16 protein-coding genes and 1 pseudogene are annotated in these 16,128 nt (G+C 72.9%); 7 read left to right on the top strand and 10 right to left on the bottom strand.

All coding sequences use genetic code 11. From position 1 onward, the window contains the following. Positions 1–143 precede the first annotated feature (143 nt). From ACZ4UV_RS20810 to ACZ4UV_RS20835, 6 genes are all read right to left on the bottom strand, one after another. The gene (locus tag ACZ4UV_RS20810) at positions 144–1,094 is read right to left on the bottom strand and encodes a catechol 2,3-dioxygenase (protein ID WP_467839667.1); all 951 of its coding nucleotides are present in this window, start codon (positions 1,092–1,094) and stop codon (positions 144–146) included. Beyond that, positions 1,075–2,193 (bottom strand): 4-oxalomesaconate tautomerase, encoded by a 1,119-nt coding sequence (locus tag ACZ4UV_RS20815; protein ID WP_451021185.1) that lies wholly within the window; start codon positions 2,191–2,193, stop codon positions 1,075–1,077. The genes ACZ4UV_RS20810 and ACZ4UV_RS20815 overlap by 20 nt, the downstream gene beginning before the upstream one ends. Then, positions 2,190–2,885 carry a 4-carboxy-4-hydroxy-2-oxoadipate aldolase/oxaloacetate decarboxylase gene (locus ACZ4UV_RS20820; RefSeq protein ID WP_451021186.1) on the bottom strand — a complete coding sequence of 232 codons (696 nt, stop codon included), beginning with the start codon at positions 2,883–2,885 and terminating at the stop codon, positions 2,190–2,192. The genes ACZ4UV_RS20815 and ACZ4UV_RS20820 overlap by 4 nt, the downstream gene beginning before the upstream one ends. Then, complete coding sequence (locus tag ACZ4UV_RS20825) at positions 2,882–3,637, bottom strand: PIG-L deacetylase family protein (protein ID WP_451021187.1); 756 nt, start codon at positions 3,635–3,637, stop codon at positions 2,882–2,884. The genes ACZ4UV_RS20820 and ACZ4UV_RS20825 overlap by 4 nt, the downstream gene beginning before the upstream one ends. 51 nt (positions 3,638–3,688) lie before the next feature. Continuing rightward, a complete protein-coding gene (locus tag ACZ4UV_RS20830) occupies positions 3,689–4,339 on the bottom strand; it encodes a GntR family transcriptional regulator (RefSeq protein WP_351499111.1) in 651 nt (216 codons plus the stop codon). A 104-nt stretch (positions 4,340–4,443) separates the two neighbouring features. After that, entirely contained in the window at positions 4,444–5,301 is an 858-nt protein-coding gene (locus ACZ4UV_RS20835; protein WP_467839672.1) for a LysR family transcriptional regulator, read from the bottom strand. Positions 5,302–5,441: 140 nt separating this feature from the next. Here ACZ4UV_RS20835 and ACZ4UV_RS20840 point away from each other — a divergent pair, with 140 nt between their 5' ends. Continuing rightward, complete coding sequence (locus tag ACZ4UV_RS20840) at positions 5,442–6,254, top strand: EamA family transporter (RefSeq protein WP_467840695.1); 813 nt, start codon at positions 5,442–5,444, stop codon at positions 6,252–6,254. A 110-nt stretch (positions 6,255–6,364) separates the two neighbouring features. On the opposite strand, the pseudogene ACZ4UV_RS20845 reads toward ACZ4UV_RS20840, so the two are convergent. Together ACZ4UV_RS20845 and ACZ4UV_RS20850 are read right to left on the bottom strand one after the other, a co-directional pair. Then, a pseudogene (locus tag ACZ4UV_RS20845) lies at positions 6,365–6,700 on the bottom strand (oxidoreductase C-terminal domain-containing protein); the annotation flags it as partial. Positions 6,701–6,842: 142 nt separating this feature from the next. After that, a complete protein-coding gene (locus ACZ4UV_RS20850; protein ID WP_451023373.1) occupies positions 6,843–7,568 on the bottom strand; it encodes a response regulator transcription factor in 726 nt (241 codons plus the stop codon). 285 nt (positions 7,569–7,853) lie between these two features. Between ACZ4UV_RS20850 and ACZ4UV_RS20855 the strand changes: the two genes are divergently transcribed. Further along, positions 7,854–8,894 carry a zinc-dependent alcohol dehydrogenase gene (locus ACZ4UV_RS20855; protein ID WP_351499096.1) on the top strand — a complete coding sequence of 347 codons (1,041 nt, stop codon included), beginning with the start codon at positions 7,854–7,856 and terminating at the stop codon, positions 8,892–8,894. On the opposite strand, the gene ACZ4UV_RS20860 is transcribed toward ACZ4UV_RS20855, so the two are convergent. Continuing rightward, the gene (locus tag ACZ4UV_RS20860) at positions 8,878–9,534 is read right to left on the bottom strand and encodes a TetR/AcrR family transcriptional regulator (RefSeq protein WP_351499094.1); all 657 of its coding nucleotides are present in this window, start codon (positions 9,532–9,534) and stop codon (positions 8,878–8,880) included. The two genes, ACZ4UV_RS20855 and ACZ4UV_RS20860, sit on opposite strands and share 17 nt — an antisense overlap. A 212-nt stretch (positions 9,535–9,746) precedes the next feature. On the opposite strand from ACZ4UV_RS20860, the gene ACZ4UV_RS20865 reads away from it, so the two are divergent. From ACZ4UV_RS20865 to hemC, 5 genes are all read left to right on the top strand, one after another. Then, entirely contained in the window at positions 9,747–11,219 is a 1,473-nt protein-coding gene (locus ACZ4UV_RS20865) for an MFS transporter (RefSeq protein WP_467839676.1), read from the top strand. A gap of 104 nt (positions 11,220–11,323) precedes the next feature. Then, positions 11,324–12,535 (top strand): sensor histidine kinase, encoded by a 1,212-nt coding sequence (locus tag ACZ4UV_RS20870; protein WP_467839678.1) that lies wholly within the window; start codon positions 11,324–11,326, stop codon positions 12,533–12,535. Beyond that, positions 12,532–13,218 (top strand): response regulator, encoded by a 687-nt coding sequence (locus ACZ4UV_RS20875; protein ID WP_451021123.1) that lies wholly within the window; start codon positions 12,532–12,534, stop codon positions 13,216–13,218. Before ACZ4UV_RS20870 ends, ACZ4UV_RS20875 begins: the two co-directional genes overlap by 4 nt. A gap of 92 nt (positions 13,219–13,310) precedes the next feature. Then, a complete protein-coding gene (locus ACZ4UV_RS20880; protein ID WP_351499126.1) occupies positions 13,311–14,267 on the top strand; it encodes an ATP-dependent DNA ligase in 957 nt (318 codons plus the stop codon). 102 nt (positions 14,268–14,369) lie between these two features. After that, positions 14,370–15,305: a hydroxymethylbilane synthase gene (gene hemC, locus ACZ4UV_RS20885; RefSeq protein WP_451021124.1), complete on the top strand. Its 936-nt coding sequence runs from the start codon at positions 14,370–14,372 to the stop codon at positions 15,303–15,305. 259 nt (positions 15,306–15,564) lie between these two features. Here hemC and ACZ4UV_RS20890 read toward each other — a convergent pair whose 3' ends face one another. Continuing rightward, the gene (locus tag ACZ4UV_RS20890; RefSeq protein WP_390044957.1) at positions 15,565–16,095 is read right to left on the bottom strand and encodes a hypothetical protein; all 531 of its coding nucleotides are present in this window, start codon (positions 16,093–16,095) and stop codon (positions 15,565–15,567) included. Positions 16,096–16,128: the final 33 nt, after the last annotated feature.

A 16,128-nucleotide genomic window follows, 5' to 3' on the forward strand; every position in this document is an offset into this window, starting at 1 on the left:
ACTCCTTCTGGACGGCGGTAAAAAAAATAAAAAATTTTAAAAAAAAAACCCCCCAACCCCCGGGGGGGGGGGGCGGGGGCGGGGGGGGGGGGGGCGCGGGGGGCCCCCCCCCCCCCACCCCCCTGATGCCTGCCGTGACCGGATCAGCCGACCGGTGGTGTCCCGTGGGTGTGGAAGGACTCGATCGTCTTCAGACCCCACGCCTGGCCCTTGGCGCGTTCGGCCTCGGTCCAGGTGATGAGCGGCCAGTCGGGGGCCAGCACCAACCGGGTGAGCGGGTTGCACAGCTCGATGCGGTTGCCGCCCGGCTCGTAGACGTACAGGAAGAACGTCTGCTGGATGGCGTGCTTGTGCGGGCCGGTCTCGATGAACACGCCGGTGTCGATGGCGAGGTCGGCCGCGCGCAGGATGTCCTCGCGGCCGTCGGTCGCGAAGGCGATGTGGTGCAGCCGCCCGGTCGAGCCGGTCCAGTCGGACGTGTAGACGACGTCGTACGACTTGTGGGTGAAGGTCAGCCAGCGGGCCGCGATCGTCCCGTTGTCGAGGCGGACCTGCTCGGTCGACCGGGCGCCGAGGACCTGTTCCTGGAACTCGGCGTTGGCGAGCACGTCGGCGGCCAGGAAGTTGACGTGGTCCAGGCGGCGCACACCGACCCCGCGGTTGGGCTTGGCCTGCGGCTGGTTCTTCAGCGCGGGCTTCAGCTCGTCCGGCGCCCGGTAGTGCTCGCTCTCCCAGTAGAGGGCGTGTTCGTGGCCGTCCGGGTCGGTGGTGACGTAGAGCTTGCCGAGGCCGGGCTCGTCCTCCACCCAGTGGCCGGTGCCGCCCGCGTCCTCGACCGCCTCGACACGGCGGTTCAGGGCCTCCTCGCTGGAGGTGCGCAGGGCGAGCCGGCCGAGGCCGGGCCGGTCGCGGGCGGTGAGGACCAGGCTGTGGTGCTCGTAGTCGTCGTACGTGCGCAGATAGACGGTGTCGCCGTCCCGGCCGTTGACGGTCAGTCCGAGGAAGTCGGTGAAGAAGGCGACGCTGGCGTCCAGGTCCGGGGTGAACAGCTGGGCATGGCCGATATGGGCGATGTCACCGAGGGGCGGAGCCATCGTTGCCTCCTTGAGGTTGTGCGGGCAGGGCGGCGGCACGGGGGAAGACGGTGCCGTCGAAGATCTTGCGGGCGGTGCGGACGACCGCGGTCCGGCGGGCGGCCGGCGGGGAGCCGCCGGATCCCGGGTCGACGCTGGTGTCGACCTCCAGGAACCCGGTGGGGTGTTCGACGCGGATACGGTCGCCGTGCTCCGGGAGCCGGGCGATCCCCTCCGCCACGCTGCCGGGCAGCCTGAGCCCCGCGGCCACGCTGGCGGCGCCGAGGACGCCGATCGAGGTGTGGCAGCGGACGGGGATGAAGGTCCGGGTGGTGACCGCACCCCCGTCGCGGGGCGGGGCGAGCAGGCTGAGTTTGGGCACGGTGGCGGTCTCGACGTCCCCGAGGCCCATCAGCTTCCCCGCCGCCAGCCGGATCTCGTGGAGGCGGTCGGCCAGGGTCAGGTTCTCCTCCAGGTCCCCGGGCGTCTCGTAGCCGGTGACACCGAGGGCGCTCGCCGCGACGAGCACGGTCGGCATGCCGTTGTCGACGCAGGTCACCGTGGTGTCGGCGACGGTGTCGCGGACGTTGCCGGTGGGCAGCAGCGGGCTCTCGGCGGCGGGGAACTCGATCACCACCGGGGCGGCCGTGCCGGGCACCCCGGAGATCTCGGCATCCCCGGTGTAGTCGACGCGCCCACCGGGGGTCGGGAAGGTGGCGACGGCCGACTCCCCCGTGTTGAGCATCCGGATCCGTACCGAGGTCTCACCGTCACCGGCGGCCACGAGCCCCCGCTCCACGGCGAACGGTCCGACCCCCGCGAGGATGTTCCCGCAGTTCTGACGATCGGTCACCTCCGGCCGGTCGACGGCGACCTGGAGGAAGAGATAGTCGACGTCCGCCTCCGGGTCGTCCGACACCGAGACGACCGCCACCTTGCTGGTGAGGGGGTGCGCCCCGCCCAGGCCGTCGATCTGGCGCGGGTCGGGGCTGCCCATCACCCGCAGCAGCAGGTCGTCCCGGGCGGCGGGATCCGCGGGCAGGTCCTCGGCCAGGAAGTACGCGCCCTTGGAGGTGCCGCCGCGCATCAGCATGCAGCGCACCTCCGCAGGCCCGGTCATGTGCCGTACTCCTCGTACGTCTTGTACTCGACGCCGAGCCGCTCGAGGGTCTCCCGCAGCCCGTAGCGGTCGAGGCCGAGCTGGCCGTCGATGAACGCGGCGCGGGTCGCGGCCTCCTTGGCCTCGCGGGCCTCGGACTTCTCGGTCGTCTCGCGTACCCGCTCCCGGGGTACGACCACGACCCCGTCGTCGTCGGCGAGGATCACGTCACCCGGATTGATCACCTGGCCGTCGATCGCGATCGGCACGTTGACCGAGCCGCCGGTGGCCTTCACCGTCCCCTGCGAGGAGACTGCCCGGGACCAGGCGGCGAAGCCCATCTCCCGCAGCTCCTGGGTGTCGCGGATGCCGGTGTTGAGGACCACCCCGCGCACCCCGCGCTGCTTCAGCGCGGTCGCGAACAGCTCGCCGAACAGCCCGTCCGTACACGGCGAGGTGGTGGTGACGACCAGGATGTCGCCCTCGCCGCACTGCTCGACGGCCGCGTGGATCATGAGGTTGTCGCCGGGCCAGCTGAGCACGGTGACGGCCGTGCCCGCGACCCGCACGCCCTGCTGGATCGGGCGGATCCCGGGGCCGAGCAGCCCGGTTCGGCCCATGGCCTCGCTCACGGTGGCGACACCGAAGCCGGCGAGGGCGTCGACGTCCTTCAGCTCCGCCTTCGGCGGGTCGGTGACGATCACGCCGCTCATGCCAGCTCCTTCGCGATCTGCGGGAACGGCCGCATGAACGCCTCGGCCATGGTGTCGTGCGCCAGGCCCAGGTTGGGGCCCGCGTTGCGCTTGAGCTGGACGCCCCGGCGGACGGCGAGGTCGGTGTAGTAGGCCCACAGGTGCTGCTGGGCGCCGAGGCACTCCATCGCCTTGCGCTTGGTCTCCCAGACCTCCGTGATGTCCAGCAGGACCTCGGGCCGGAAGCCGCTCATCTCGGGCTGGTGCGGCTCGAAGTAGAAGACCGGCGGGGCGCCGATGATGTCGCCCTCGCCGGGGTAGCCGATGGCCTGCGCGAGGATACGGGCCTCCAGGGCCATCCGGTTGGCGGCCGGGTGGTCGCCGTTGTAGGGGTCCTCGACGGGGTGGGTGAGCACGACGTCGGGCTGGGCCTCGCGGTAGACGGCGACCAGCTGGTCGGTCAGCTCGGCGGTGGCGACCAAGGGGTAGTCGCCGGCGTCGAAGAACCGGACCTCGGCGCCGAGAGCGGCGGCGGCCTTCTCCGCCTCCTCCCGGCGTATCGCCTTGATCTCCGCCAGGTTCCTGCCCTCGCGCCACGCCTTGGCGGACTCGCCGCGCTCGCCGAAGGTCAGACAGGCGATGGTGACCTTCTCGCCCCGGGACGCGGCCAGGGCGATGGCTCCACCCGCCCGCCACACGAAGTCCCCGGCGTGCGCGGTGACGACCAGAGTGGATCGCGGTGGGGTTGTGGCGGGCGCGTTGGCGTGCGTCATGGAAAACTCTCCTTGGTGGACAGGTGTGCGCCCACCCGGCCCCGGGCGTGCTCAGTCGCGCAGTGCTTCGATCACGCTCGTGAGGTGGGCGCGGACGGCCGCCTCGGCCGCCTGCGGGTCCCTGGCCCTGATCGCCTCGATCATCGCCAGGTGCTCGCTCAGGGAGTGCTGCGGTCGCCCCGGACGCAGCGCCAGCTGGAAGCGGTGCCGGACCAGTTGGGCATTGAGCCGCTCCAGCAGCTCCACGGCGGTCTGCTGGCCGGAGATCGTCCTGATCCTGGCGTGGAGTTCCTGGTTGAGCTCGGAGTAGGTGACCGGTTCGCCGTCGGCGACGGCCTTGGTCATGGCCGTACCGAGGTCCGCCAGGTCGGCGAGCTGCTCGTCGCTGGCTGCGACGGCCGCCTTGGCCGCGCAGAGTCCCTCCAGGACCATGCGGCACTCCGTGATCGCGACCGCTTCCTCCACGGTCACCACCCGCACCCGTGAGCCGCGGTTGCGGATCCGCTCGACCAGTCCCTGGGCCTCCAGATCGATCAGTGCCGCACGGATGCTGGCCCGCGTCACACCGAACTCCTCGGCGAGCTCGTTCTCCACCAGCCGCTGGGCCGGGGCCATCTCGCCGTGCAGGATCGCCTGCCGCAGCTGCGTGAACGCATGCTGCTTGGCCTGCTCTCCGGTGCTCGGACGGGCTTCCTTCGGCATTGCGCCCTCCCTGAGTGAGTGCCTGTCGAACGTAAATCTAGCCAAACAAGATTGTCAACAATTTTGTCTGCCGTATTGCCGGGCCAGTCCGGCGCCCTGCGCGCTCAGCCGGTGCGGTACAGCTCGCTGAGCAGTTCGAGAACCGCCTGGTGGGCGGGGTGCGGGTCGTCCCGCCACCAGGCCAGCCGGACGGCGACCGGCTCGGCGTCCCGGACCGGCCGGTAGACGATGCCGGGCCGCGGGTACTGGTTGGCGGTCGACTCGGCGGTCACGCCGACCGCACGGCCGGCCCCGATGGCGGTGAGCCAGTCGTCGACGTCGTGCGTCTCCTCGACGACCGGCCGCGACTCCGGCGGCCACAGCTCCGGGGTGGTGGTGCCGGTGCGCCGGTCGACCAGGAGGATCCGGCCGGTGAGGTCGGCCAGGCGCACGGTGCGGCGGCGGGCCAGCGGGTCGTCGGCGGCCAGCGCGCACAGCCTCCGCTCCAGCCCGACGATGGCCGAGTCGAACCGCCGGTCCTCCAACGGCCGCCGCAGGACGGCGAGGTCGCAGGCCCCTTCGCCGAGCCCGGCGGAGGCCGTGTTCACCCGGACGAGATGCAGTTCGGTCCCGGGGTGCGCGGCGGCCCAGGCGCGCTGGAAGGCCACGGTGTGCCGCCCCACCGCCGACCATGCGTACCCGATCCGCAGCCGGGACGGCCCCGAGGCGGCCTCCCGGACCAGGTCGGCGACGTCCGCCAGCACCCGCCGGGCCCGCTCCACCACCCGCACCCCGGCCGCCGTCGGCGTCACCTCCCGCGAGGACCGCCGCAGCAGCCTTGCCCCCAGGGCTCGTTCCAGACCGGCCAGGGTGCGGGAGACCGCCGCCTGGGACACCCCCAGCGCGATCGCCGCGTCGGTGAAGGTGCCCTCGTCGACGATGGCGACGAGACACCTCAGCTGCCGCAGCTCGACCTCATCCATGCGCACAGCGTATAGATCCCGGGCCGCATGCATTTTGCGTATGTGCAGGCCGGGCGGACGCTCCTGACATGCGACGAGCCCTTGCACGCCCGGTCTCTCCCCCCGCGCTCTCCCCCTCCGCACCGAATCCGCTCTCCGGCGTGGCGACCATGGTCGGCAGCGGCCTGTCCAACCAGACCGGCGCGGCCGTCGGCTCGCTCGCCTTCCCGGTCCTCGGCCCGCTCGGGGTGGTGGCGGTACGGCAGTACGTGGCCGCAGTCGTCCTCGTGGCCGTCGGCCGGCCCCGCCCGCGCGCCTTCACCTGGCGGCAGTGGTGGCCGGTGCTGCTGCTCGCGGTGGTCTTCGGCACGATGAACCTGACCCTCTACACCGCGATCGACCGGGTCGGTCTGGGCCTGGCGGTCACCCTGGAGTTCCTGGGCCCGCTCACCATCGCCCTTGCCGCGTCCCGCCGTCGGCTGGACGCGGGGTGCGCCGTGCTGGCGGCGGCGGGGGTGGTGGTGCTGATGCGTCCGCGGCCGTCCACGGACTACGCGGGGATGGGACTGGGCCTGGTGGCGGCGGGCTGCTGGGCGTCGTACATCCTGCTCAACCGGGTGGTCGGCCGCCGGATACCGGGTGCGCAGGGCCCGGCCGCGGCCGCGAGCGTGTCGGCACTGACGTTCCTGCCGATCGGAGTCGTGGTGGCGGTACGACACCCGCCGACGGCCGGTGCGGTGCTCTGCGCGGTGGCGGCGGGCGTGCTGTCGTCGGCGGTGCCGTACCTGGCCGACCTGCTGACCCTGCGCAGGGTCCCGCCCCAGACCTTCGGCCTGTTCATGAGCGTCAACCCGGTCCTGGCGGCCGTGGTGGGGCGGGTGGTGCTGGGGCAGGGGCTGGGGGTGCCGGAGTGGGCCGGGATCGGGGCGGTGGTCGCGGCGAACGCGCTCAGCATTGCAACCAGGGCCGGCTGAGGCGCCCCGTCAGGGGCGCTGGGGGTACCCCCGGCCGAAGGCTGGGGGAGGAACTGCGCGACCAGCCACAACCGGCCCGCGGCTCCCCCTCCGCGACCAGCCCCCTCCCATCAGATGACGGCATCCCGCCAACGCGCGGCCACCGCGACCCGCTGCCGCCACCCCCGCATCACCTTCGGCCCCACCCCCACCGCGAGCACCCCGCCCAACCGCTCCCCCCTCCGATACGCGGCGACGAACCGCCTCTCCTCCACATCCCCCTCCACGACCCGCACTTCCTCGTGGCCCCGCAGGTACCCGTACGCCTGGATCTTCATCTCGTACTGGTCGGACCAGAAGTACGGCACCGGCGCGAACGCCTTGCGGGCCCCGGGGTCGAGGAGGTTGCGGGCCGCGGCCATCCCCTGTTCCGCCGCGTTCGTCCGGTGCTCGATCAGCATCGAACTCCTCTATAGGCAACGGACCTTGATGTCGCGGGCGGTACCGCGCACCCGCCCGGACGGCCGACCGCTCCCCCGCTCGGGCGGGCACGCCGGACGGGCGGAACGACCACCGGGGTATTTGCTCGCGGATTCCATCGCGAAGCGGTCACCGGGGCCCCGACAGCTCCCCCAGCCAGTAACCGAAGCCCCGCCTGGTGTGGATCAGCGCGGGACCGCCCCGGTCGACCTTGCGCCGGAGTCGGGAGACCAGCTGTTCGATGGCGTTGTCGCCCCGGAACTCGCCCCAGACGTGCCGGCTGATCTGCTCCTTGGACAGCACCTTGCGGGCGTTGACCAGGAGGTGGCGCAGCAGCCGGTACTCGGCGGGGGTGAGGTCCAGGGTGCGGCCGCCCCGGCAGGCCCGGCAGGTGCCGTCGTCCAGGACCAGGTCGGCGTGGTCCAGCGTGCCGCCCCGGCGGCCACCGCCGCCCACGTCCCGGAGCAGCACCTTGACCCGGGCGAGAACCTCGGCGATCCGGACCGGCTTGGTGACGTAGTCCCGCTCACCGGCGCCGAGTTCGGGCACCAGCCCGGCGAGCGACTCACAGGCGGCCAGCAGCAGGACCGGTGGCCGGTAGGCCGGTTCGAGGCGGCCCCCCTGGGCGAGGTCGTCGAGGCCGGGCAGCTCGGCGTCGACGACGACCAGGTCGTACCGGTGTTCCACGAGCCGCCGCGCCACGTCGGCACCGCTGGCCGCGGCACCGGCCCGGTAGCCCGCCAGCTCCAGCGCGGAGGTGAGGAGTTCCGCGGCATCCCGGTCACCGGCGGCGACCAGGAGCCGCTGCCCGCTGCCACGGGCGAGCACGAGGGGCGGGAGAGAGCTGCCGTACATGGGGTGACCCATTCGTTCGAGGCGCCGGCAATTCGATTGCTTGACTCAAGTAAGCCACATGTGCTTGCCTAACTCAAGTAATCGGGGCCGTCCTGAGCGGAGGCCGCCCCGAGGGCCCGCCCGCGGCGGGCCCACGCGCCGGAACCCGTGGGGACGGGAGCCGGCGCGGCCCTCGGGCCGGACGCCGGCCCACTCCCCCCGGCCCGGCGGTCGGCCCGAGGGCATCTCCTCGGCCGAACGGCCCGACGAACCTCGACGGCACCACCAGAAAGCGAGAGTCACCCCATGGCCACGATGAAGTCCGTACAGACCGGTGGCGTCGGCAGGATCGAGGTCGTGGACGTCGAGCGTCCCGTGCCCGGTCCGAAGGACGTGCTGCTGAAGATCCGCGCGGGCGGCATCTGCGGCACTGACGTGACCTTCCTGCACATGGGCGGCATGCCCGCCCGCGCCCATCTGGGCGGCGAGCTGGTCCCGATCGCCCTGGGCCATGAGCCGGCCGGCGAGGTCGTCGAGGCCGGCGCCGAGGTCACGGGGCTCAAGGTGGGCGACCGGGTGGTCGTGAACCCACAGGACGCGCCCACCGGGATCATCGGCTGCGGCGGCCGGTACGGGGCCCTCAGCGAGTACCTGCTGATCGAGAACGCCGAGGTCGGCCGGAGTGTCGCGGTGTTCCCGGACACCGTGCCGTTCGAGGTCGCCTCCCTGAACGAGCCGATGGCCGTGTCCCGGCACGCCGTCAACCGCTCGGAGGCCGCGCCGGACGACAAGGTGGTCGTCTTCGGCGCCGGGCCGATCGGGCTGGGCGCGGCGATCTGGCTGAAGCTGCGGGGTGTCAGGCATGTCGTCGTCGCCGACGTCATCCCGGCCCGGCTGGAGAAGGCGCTGGCCGTGGGTGCGGACGCCGTGATCAACTCCGCGGAGGAGGACGTCACCGCGCGGCTGACCGAGCTGCACGGGCAGAGCGCCAACGCGCTGGGCCAGCCCCGCCCCGGCACCGACGTCTTCATCGACGCGGCCGGCGCCCCGGCCGTCTTCAACACCGTGGTGGCCAACGCCCAGTGGCACGCCAGGCTGGTCATGGTCGCCGTGCAGAAGAAGGGCGAGATCGACCTCGGCGGCATGCTGCGCAGCGAGCTGACCCTGGTCGCCTCGCAGGGCTACCCGACGGAGATCTTCGAGGTCACGCCCGAACTGGTCGAGCACCACGAGCGGTTCGCGAAGCTGATCAGCCACCGCGTCCCGTTCGCCGACGTCCACAGCGCCTTCGAGCTGGCGCTGACGCCGGGGGCCGCGGAGAAGGTCGTCGTCACCTTCGACGCGTAGCGGAGACGGGCGCCAGCCACAGCCCGAGGAGCGCGTCGGTGAGCCCGGTGGCCGCGTCGCTCCAGGTGGCGCGCGGAGTGGCGGTGCCCTCGGCGAGGGCGCGCTCCCGCTCGGCGCAGGTGTGCAGGATCAACGTCCGTGCCATCAGGCCGCGTTCGGCGCGGACCTCGGCGGGCAGTTCCGGCAGCCGCCGGTTCAGCGCGTCGACGGCCTGGCGCAGCGACGGCGAGGTCAGTGACTCCTCGACCATGATGTCGTACAGGGCGGGGTCGGTCATGACCTGGGCGCAGAAGCGGGCGTACCAGGTCGGGCTGCCCAGGCTCGCGAGGTGTTCGGTGATCGGGCGGACCAGGCAGTCCACCAGGTCGCGGATGTCGTCGGAGTCGCCGGTCTCGGCCAGCAGGCGGACCCGGATCTCCTCGATCCGGTCGAAGTGCCGGGCGGCGACGGCGCGGACCAGGTCGGCCTTGGTGCCGAAGTGGTAGCCGACCGCGGCGTTGTTGCCCTGGCCGGCGGCCTCGCTGACCTGGCGGTTGGAGACGGCGTACACGCCCTGTTCGGCGAAGAGGCGCTCCGCCGCGCCCAGGATGGCCTCCCGCGTCGCGCTCACCTGGTCCGCCCGCGCCGTCCTGCCTGCCATGCCCACCACCGCTCCGGGACTCCTTGCCACCCCGGCCGGCCGGTCCCGCGAGCCGTGCCGGGGCCCCGCCCGAAGCGGCGAGGTCCAGCCGAAGAAGAAGGCTACGCGGCAGGGCCGCGGAGTGCGGAAACACCTTGCCAGTACAGTAAGTCAAGCGACTGACTTAAATAAGCCCCAGTCGCACCATGCCCTTCCTACGGAGGCCCAGTTCCATGTCCGAAGCCCCTGTCCAGCCCGCCGGGTCCACGAGAGCGGAACGACCGAACCCGAACGCCGTGGTGGCGGTGCTGGCGCTGTCCGGTATCACCGTCTCGCTGATGCAGACCCTGGTGATCCCGATCGTCCCGGAGCTGCCGAAGTACCTGGACGCCTCCGCGTCCAACGCGGCCTGGGCGGTCACGGCCACCCTGCTGGCCGCCGCCGTGGCCACCCCGGTGGCCGGCCGGCTCGGCGACATGTTCGGCAAGCGGCTGATGCTGCTGGTCAGCCTGGTGCTGCTGGTCTCCGGTTCGGTGGTGGCCGCGCTGAGCGACACGCTGGTCCCGATGATCGTCGGCCGTGCCCTCCAGGGCCTCGCGGCCGCCGTGGTCCCGCTCGGCATCAGCATCATGCGCGACGAACTGCCGCCGGAGCGCCTCGCGGGCTCGACGGCGCTGATGAGTGCCTCGCTGGGCGTCGGTGGCGCGCTCGGCCTGCCGGCCGCGGCGTTCATCGCCGACCACTACGACTGGCATGTGCTGTTCTGGACCTCCGCCGCCCTCGGTGTCGTCGCGTTCGCGCTGGTCATGCTGCTGGTTCCGGAGTCCAAGGTGCGCTCGGGCGGCCGCTTCGACGCGGTCGGCGCGGTGGGCCTCGCGGTCGGCCTGGTCTCGCTGCTGCTCGCCGTCTCCAAGGGCGCCGACTGGGGCTGGGGGAGCGGCACCACGCTCGGCCTGTTCGCGCTCGCCGTCGTCGTGCTGCTCGCCTGGGGCTTCTTCGAACTGCGCACCGCCCAGCCGCTGGTCGACCTGCGCACCACGGTCCGCCGCCAGGTGCTGTTCACCAACCTCGCCTCGATCGCCTTCGGCTTCTCGATGTTCGCGATGTCCCTGGTGATCCCGCAGCTGCTCCAGCTGCCGACCCAGACGGGCTACGGCCTCGGCAGGTCGATGCTGACGGTCGGCCTGGTGATGGCCCCGCAGGGTCTGGTGATGATGGCCTTCGCCCCGCTCTCGGCCGCCATCACCAAGGCCAGGGGCCCGAAGGTGACGCTCATGATCGGCGCGGTGATCGTCGCCGCGGGCTACGGCCTCAACATCGTCCTGATGTCCGAGGTCTGGCACCTGATCCTGGTCTCCTGCGTCATCGGCGCCGGTGTCGGCTTCGCGTACGGCGCGATGCCCGCGCTGATCATGGGCGCGGTCCCGGCGTCGGAGACGGCCGCCGCGAACAGCCTGAACACGCTGATGCGGTCCATCGGTACATCGGTGGCGAGTGCCCTCGCGGGGGTGATCCTGGCCCAGATGACCATCAGCCTCGGCGGCACCACCCTGCCCTCCGAGAACGGCTTCAAGGTGGTCATGGCGATCGGCGCGGGCGCGGCCGTCCTGGCCTTCGTCCTCGCCTCCTTCCTGCCGGGCCGCCGAGCGGCTGACCCGGAGCCCGCTCCGGCCACGGCAGCGCCCGCGGCCGAATCCGTGCACTGAGCCGCGGACGGTGATCCGCGGAGGGGCGGGCCGTACCCCGGGGGCGGCCCGCCCCGCCCGCCGCGTCACGGACCATGGTCACAGGAGACCGACCGGAGCGACCGATGAGCACTCCCTGGCAGCGCTACGCCGAAGAGCACGCCCGTACCGTCGACACCATGGCGACGGTGCTGATGTTCGCCTCGTTCCTGCTCGGCAGCGAGATCACCATGAGTACCGAGTCCCGGCCGAACGCGGTCGGGCTCACCATCGCCCTCGCCGCCGTCGGCTGCGGTGCCCTGCTCTGGCAGCGCACCCGGCCGCGCACGGTCGTCGCCGTCAGCGCGGCGGCCACCGCGGCCGCCGCCGGGCTCGGGCATCTGCCGACCCCGCTGCTGCTGGGCGGCCTGATGCTGGCGCTGTACCGGCTGGCGGTCGACACCGACCGGCCCACCGCGCGCCGGTTCTACTTCGCGAGCCTCGCCCTCGTGGTGACCACCGCCGCGGTCCTCGCTCCGCCGGGCGTCCCCTGGCCGCTGGAGACGATCAGTCCGGCCGCCTGGCTGCTGCTGCCGGTCGTAGCCGGCAACGCCGTACGGCTGCAGGGCGCCTATCTGGAGGCCGTGCACGCGCGGGCCGAGTACGCGGAGCGCAGCCGGGAGGAGGAGGCCCGGCACCGGGTCGCCGAGGAACGGATGCGGATCGCGCGGGAGCTGCACGACGTGGTCGCCCACCATCTGGCCCTGGCCAACGCCCAGGCCGGCACGGCGGCCCACCTCTCGCGCACCCACCCCGACCAGGTGCACCGGATCCTCGGTGAACTCGCCGGTACGACCGCCTCCGCGCTGCGCGAGCTGAAGGCCACCGTGAGCCTGCTCCGGCAGACCGGCGACCCGGACCTGCCGCTCGCCCCGAGCCCCGGCCTCGACCGGCTGGCGGAGCTGACCGAGGCCTTCGGGTCCGCCGGGCTCACCGTGCACGTCCGCGTCGAGGGCGCCCCGCGGCCGCTGACGGCGGGCGTCGACCTGACGGCCTACCGGATCGTGCAGGAGGCGCTGACCAACGTCACGAAACACGCCGCTGCCGAGGCCGCCCACGTCCGGATCGGGTGGGCCCAGGACAGCCTGACCCTCACGGTCACCGACGACGGCACCGCCACCGCCCCTCCCACGCCCGCCCCCGGACGCGGATTCGGGCTGATCGGGATGCGGGAGCGGGCCCAGTCGGTCGGCGGCGCCTTCGCCGCCGGGCACCGGGACGGCGGCGGCTACGAAGTCACCACCCGGCTGCCGCTGTACCCCGGCACCACCGAACCGGAGGAACAAGGGACGCCATGACCATCCGCGTGCTCCTCGCCGACGACCAGGCCCTGCTGCGGGCCACCTTCCGGATCCTGATCGACTCCTGCGCCGACATGGAGGTGGTCGCCGAGGCCGCCGACGGCGCCGAGGCGGTCGCGCTCACCCGCGAGCACCGGCCCGACATCGTCCTGATGGACATCCGGATGCCCGGCACCGACGGGCTGGCCGCCACGGCCGAGGTCTGCGCGGACCCGGAGCTGTCCGGCGTGCGGGTGCTGATCCTGACCACGTTCGAGGTCGACGAGTACGTGGCGCAGGCGCTGCGGTCCGGGGCCGGCGGATTCCTCGGCAAGGACGTGACCGCCGAGGCGCTGCTGGCCGGGATCCGTACGGTGGCCGCCGGCGAGTCGCTGCTCTCCCCCACCGCGACCCGCACCCTCATCACCAGGTTCCTGGCCGCTCCCGCGCCCGGCGCCCGGCTCGCCACCCCCGAACAGCTGCGCGTGCTCACCGCCCGCGAGCGCGAGGTCATGGCGCTGGCCGCCCAGGGCCGTTCGAACGAGGAGATCGCCGGGAAGCTGTTCGTCTCCCCGCTGACCGTGCGTACCCACATCCACCGGGCGATGACCAAGCTGGACGCCCGGGACCGGGCCCAACTGGTGGTGATGGCCTACCAGTCGGGGCTGGTGCAGCCCCCGCCGCCGGTGCCCGACGCCTGAGGCCTGTTCGGGGGAACCGGCGCCGGAAGACGCGTGCCGCAGCCGTGCCGGGTCACATCTCCTGCGTGACCGCCCTCCCCGTGATCCCGCCCATGCTCGCCACTCCCGGCCGGCTGCCGCCCGCCGCGCAGGACGCCCGGTGGGCCTACGAGACCAAGCAGGACGGCCAGCGAGTGGTCGTCTACCTGCCCGGCGACGGCAGCGTGCTGCTGCGCGCCCGTTCCGGCGAGGAGATCACCGCCGCCTATCCCGAGCTGCGCCCGCTGGCAGCGGCGCTGGGCCGGACCGCGGCGATCCTGGACGGCGAGGTGCTGGCCGTCGACGAACACGGGCGCGCCGACTTCCAGTTGCTGCAGAGCCGGATGGGGCTGGCCCACGCCCCGGCCCGGGCGGCACGGATGGCGGCCCGGATCCCGGTCCACCTGGTGCTGTTCGACGCACTGCTGCTGTCGGACCCACTGCTCACCATGGCGTACGCAGACCGCCGGGCGCGCCTGGAGTCCCTCTCGCTCGCGGGGCCGCACTGGTCGACGCCGAGGGCCGTCGTGGGGCACGGCGCCGAGGCGCTGCGGGCGACCCGGGAACACGGTCTGGAGGGCCTGGTCTGCAAGCGGCTGGACTCGGTCTACGAGCCGGGGGTGCGGTCCCGCGCCTGGATCAAGATCCGGAACATGCGCGCCGAGGACGTGATCGTCGGCGGCTGGCTGCCCGGCAAGGGGCGGCTGACCGGGCTGCCGGGCGCGGTGCTGGTCGGCCAGCGGTCCCCCGACGGGCGGCTGCGGTACGTCGGCGGGGTGGGCACCGGCTGGAGTGCGGCGGAGCGGACCGAACTGGCCGCGCTGCTGCGGGCCGCCGCGGCCGACTCGTGCCCCTTCGAACCGGTCCCACCGGTCCCTGGCGCCCGCTGGGTGGTGCCCCGGCTGGTCGGCGAGGTCAGCTACAGCACCCGGACCCGGGCCGGACTGCTGCGCCAGCCGTCCTGGCTGCGGCTGCGCCCGGACCTCGCACCGGAGGAGTCGGCGGCGGACCTGCCGGAGGACATGGGCTGACGACCGGGCGGTCTCCGATCGGCGGCCGGACCGGCGGCAGGCCGGGCGGCGGCCGACAGGATGTCGGAATCGGTGGTCGGCGGGAAGGTCTATCGTGTCCCCATGTCGGTACCCGAGTTGATCCGTATCGTCTCCCGCGACTCGCCGATGGCGCTCGCTCAGGTGGCCCGTGTCCGGGCCGAGTTGGCCGCGCTGTATCCGCAGGTGCGCACCGAGGTCGTGCCGGTGAAGACGACCGGCGACAAGTGGCTGGGCGATCTGTCCCAGGTCGAGGGCAAGGGGGCGTTCACCAAGGAGGTGGACGCCGCGCTGCTGGCCGGTGCGGCCGATCTCGCCGTGCACTGTGTGAAGGACGTGCCCGCGGACCGGCCGCTGCCCGCCGGGACGGTGTTCGCGGCGTTCCTGAAGCGGGACGACATCCGCGACGCGCTCGTCCACCCGGGCGGGCTGACCCTGGACGAGCTGCCGCCGGGCACCCGGATCGGCACCTCCGCGGTCCGCCGGATCGCCCAGCTGTCGGCCACCCACCCGCATCTGGAGTGCGTGCCCTTCCGCGGCAACGCCAACCGGCGGCTGGAGAAGCTCGCCGCCGGTGAGGCGGACGCGCTGCTGCTCGCGCTGTCGGGCCTGGAGCGGATCGGCCGTACGGACGTGATCAGCGAGGTGCTGGACCCGGAGACGATGATGCCGCCCATCGGTGCGGGCATCCTCGCGCTGCAGTGCCGGGAGGGCGACGCCGAGCTGATCGACGTGGTGAGCGGGCTGGGTGACCCGGCCACCTACCGGGAGGCCACCGCGGAGCGGATGTTCCTGCACGTGCTGCAGGGCCACTGCAACAGCCCGATCGCCGGCTACGCCCGGGTCGACGGCGGCGGTGAACTGTCGCTGCGCGCGTGCGTGTTCACGCCGGACGGCAAGACCCGGCTGAACGCCCACGAGTGGGCGGGCCGCCTCGACCCGGCCACCCTCGGCACCTCGGTCGCCGTGGCCCTGCTGCGGCAGGGCGCCCGCGAGATCATCGACGGGATCCCCCACTAGGCGCTCCGCTGGGTGGCGCCGGGATGCGTCGTCGGCCGTCTGCGGCGGCGTGGGGGTGTTCGCGCGGTTCCCCGCGCCCCTGACGGGTGCGGAAAGTGCCACGCCAAGTCGTCGGCCGTCTACGGCAGGGTGGGGGTGTTCGCGCAGTTCCCCGCGCCCCTGACGGGTGCGGGAAGTGCCACGCCAAGTCGTTGGCCGTCTACGGCAGGGTGGGGGTGTTCGCGCGGTTCCCTGCGGCCCTGGCGGGGTGCGCTGTCGGTCAGGGGGTAGTTGGGCCGGGCTCCGTCTGGTCCTTGAGGTAGGTGGTGACCTGGTGGGCCAGGCTGCCGGGGGCGGCGGACTGGCAGGCCGTGGCGGTGGTGGACTCCAGGACGCCGATGCCGCCCGCCCAGAGCCGGCGCTCGGTCCACTCCTCGTCGACGCGCAGCTGGATCTGGATGTCCACCTGGGTCAGGGCGGCCTCGGGACCGGCGGCGTAGAGGACGGCGGTGACGCGGCGCAGCGGGTAGACGTCGAAGCCCTCGATGAACTGGGAGTTGCGCCAGTCGATGAACGCGCCCTCGCCGTCGGGGCCGACCCGGACGTCGATCTGGCCGTCCTCCAGCTGGACGCCGAGGTGGCGGGAGCCGCGGTTCTCGATGGTCACCCGGGCACTGAAATACGTCAGCCCGGCCGCGGCGTCGTCCCGGCCGCGCGGCGGCTCGGACTCCTCCAGGCGGTGGACGCGGACCCGCAGACCGGCATGCTCGTCGTACTCGTGCCAGTCCCCGACCACGTTCGGCTCGTACACAGTGCCCCTCTCGACCCCCGCTGTTTATCTGTG

It is taken from the genome of Streptomyces sp. NPDC028289 (genome assembly GCF_055565975.1).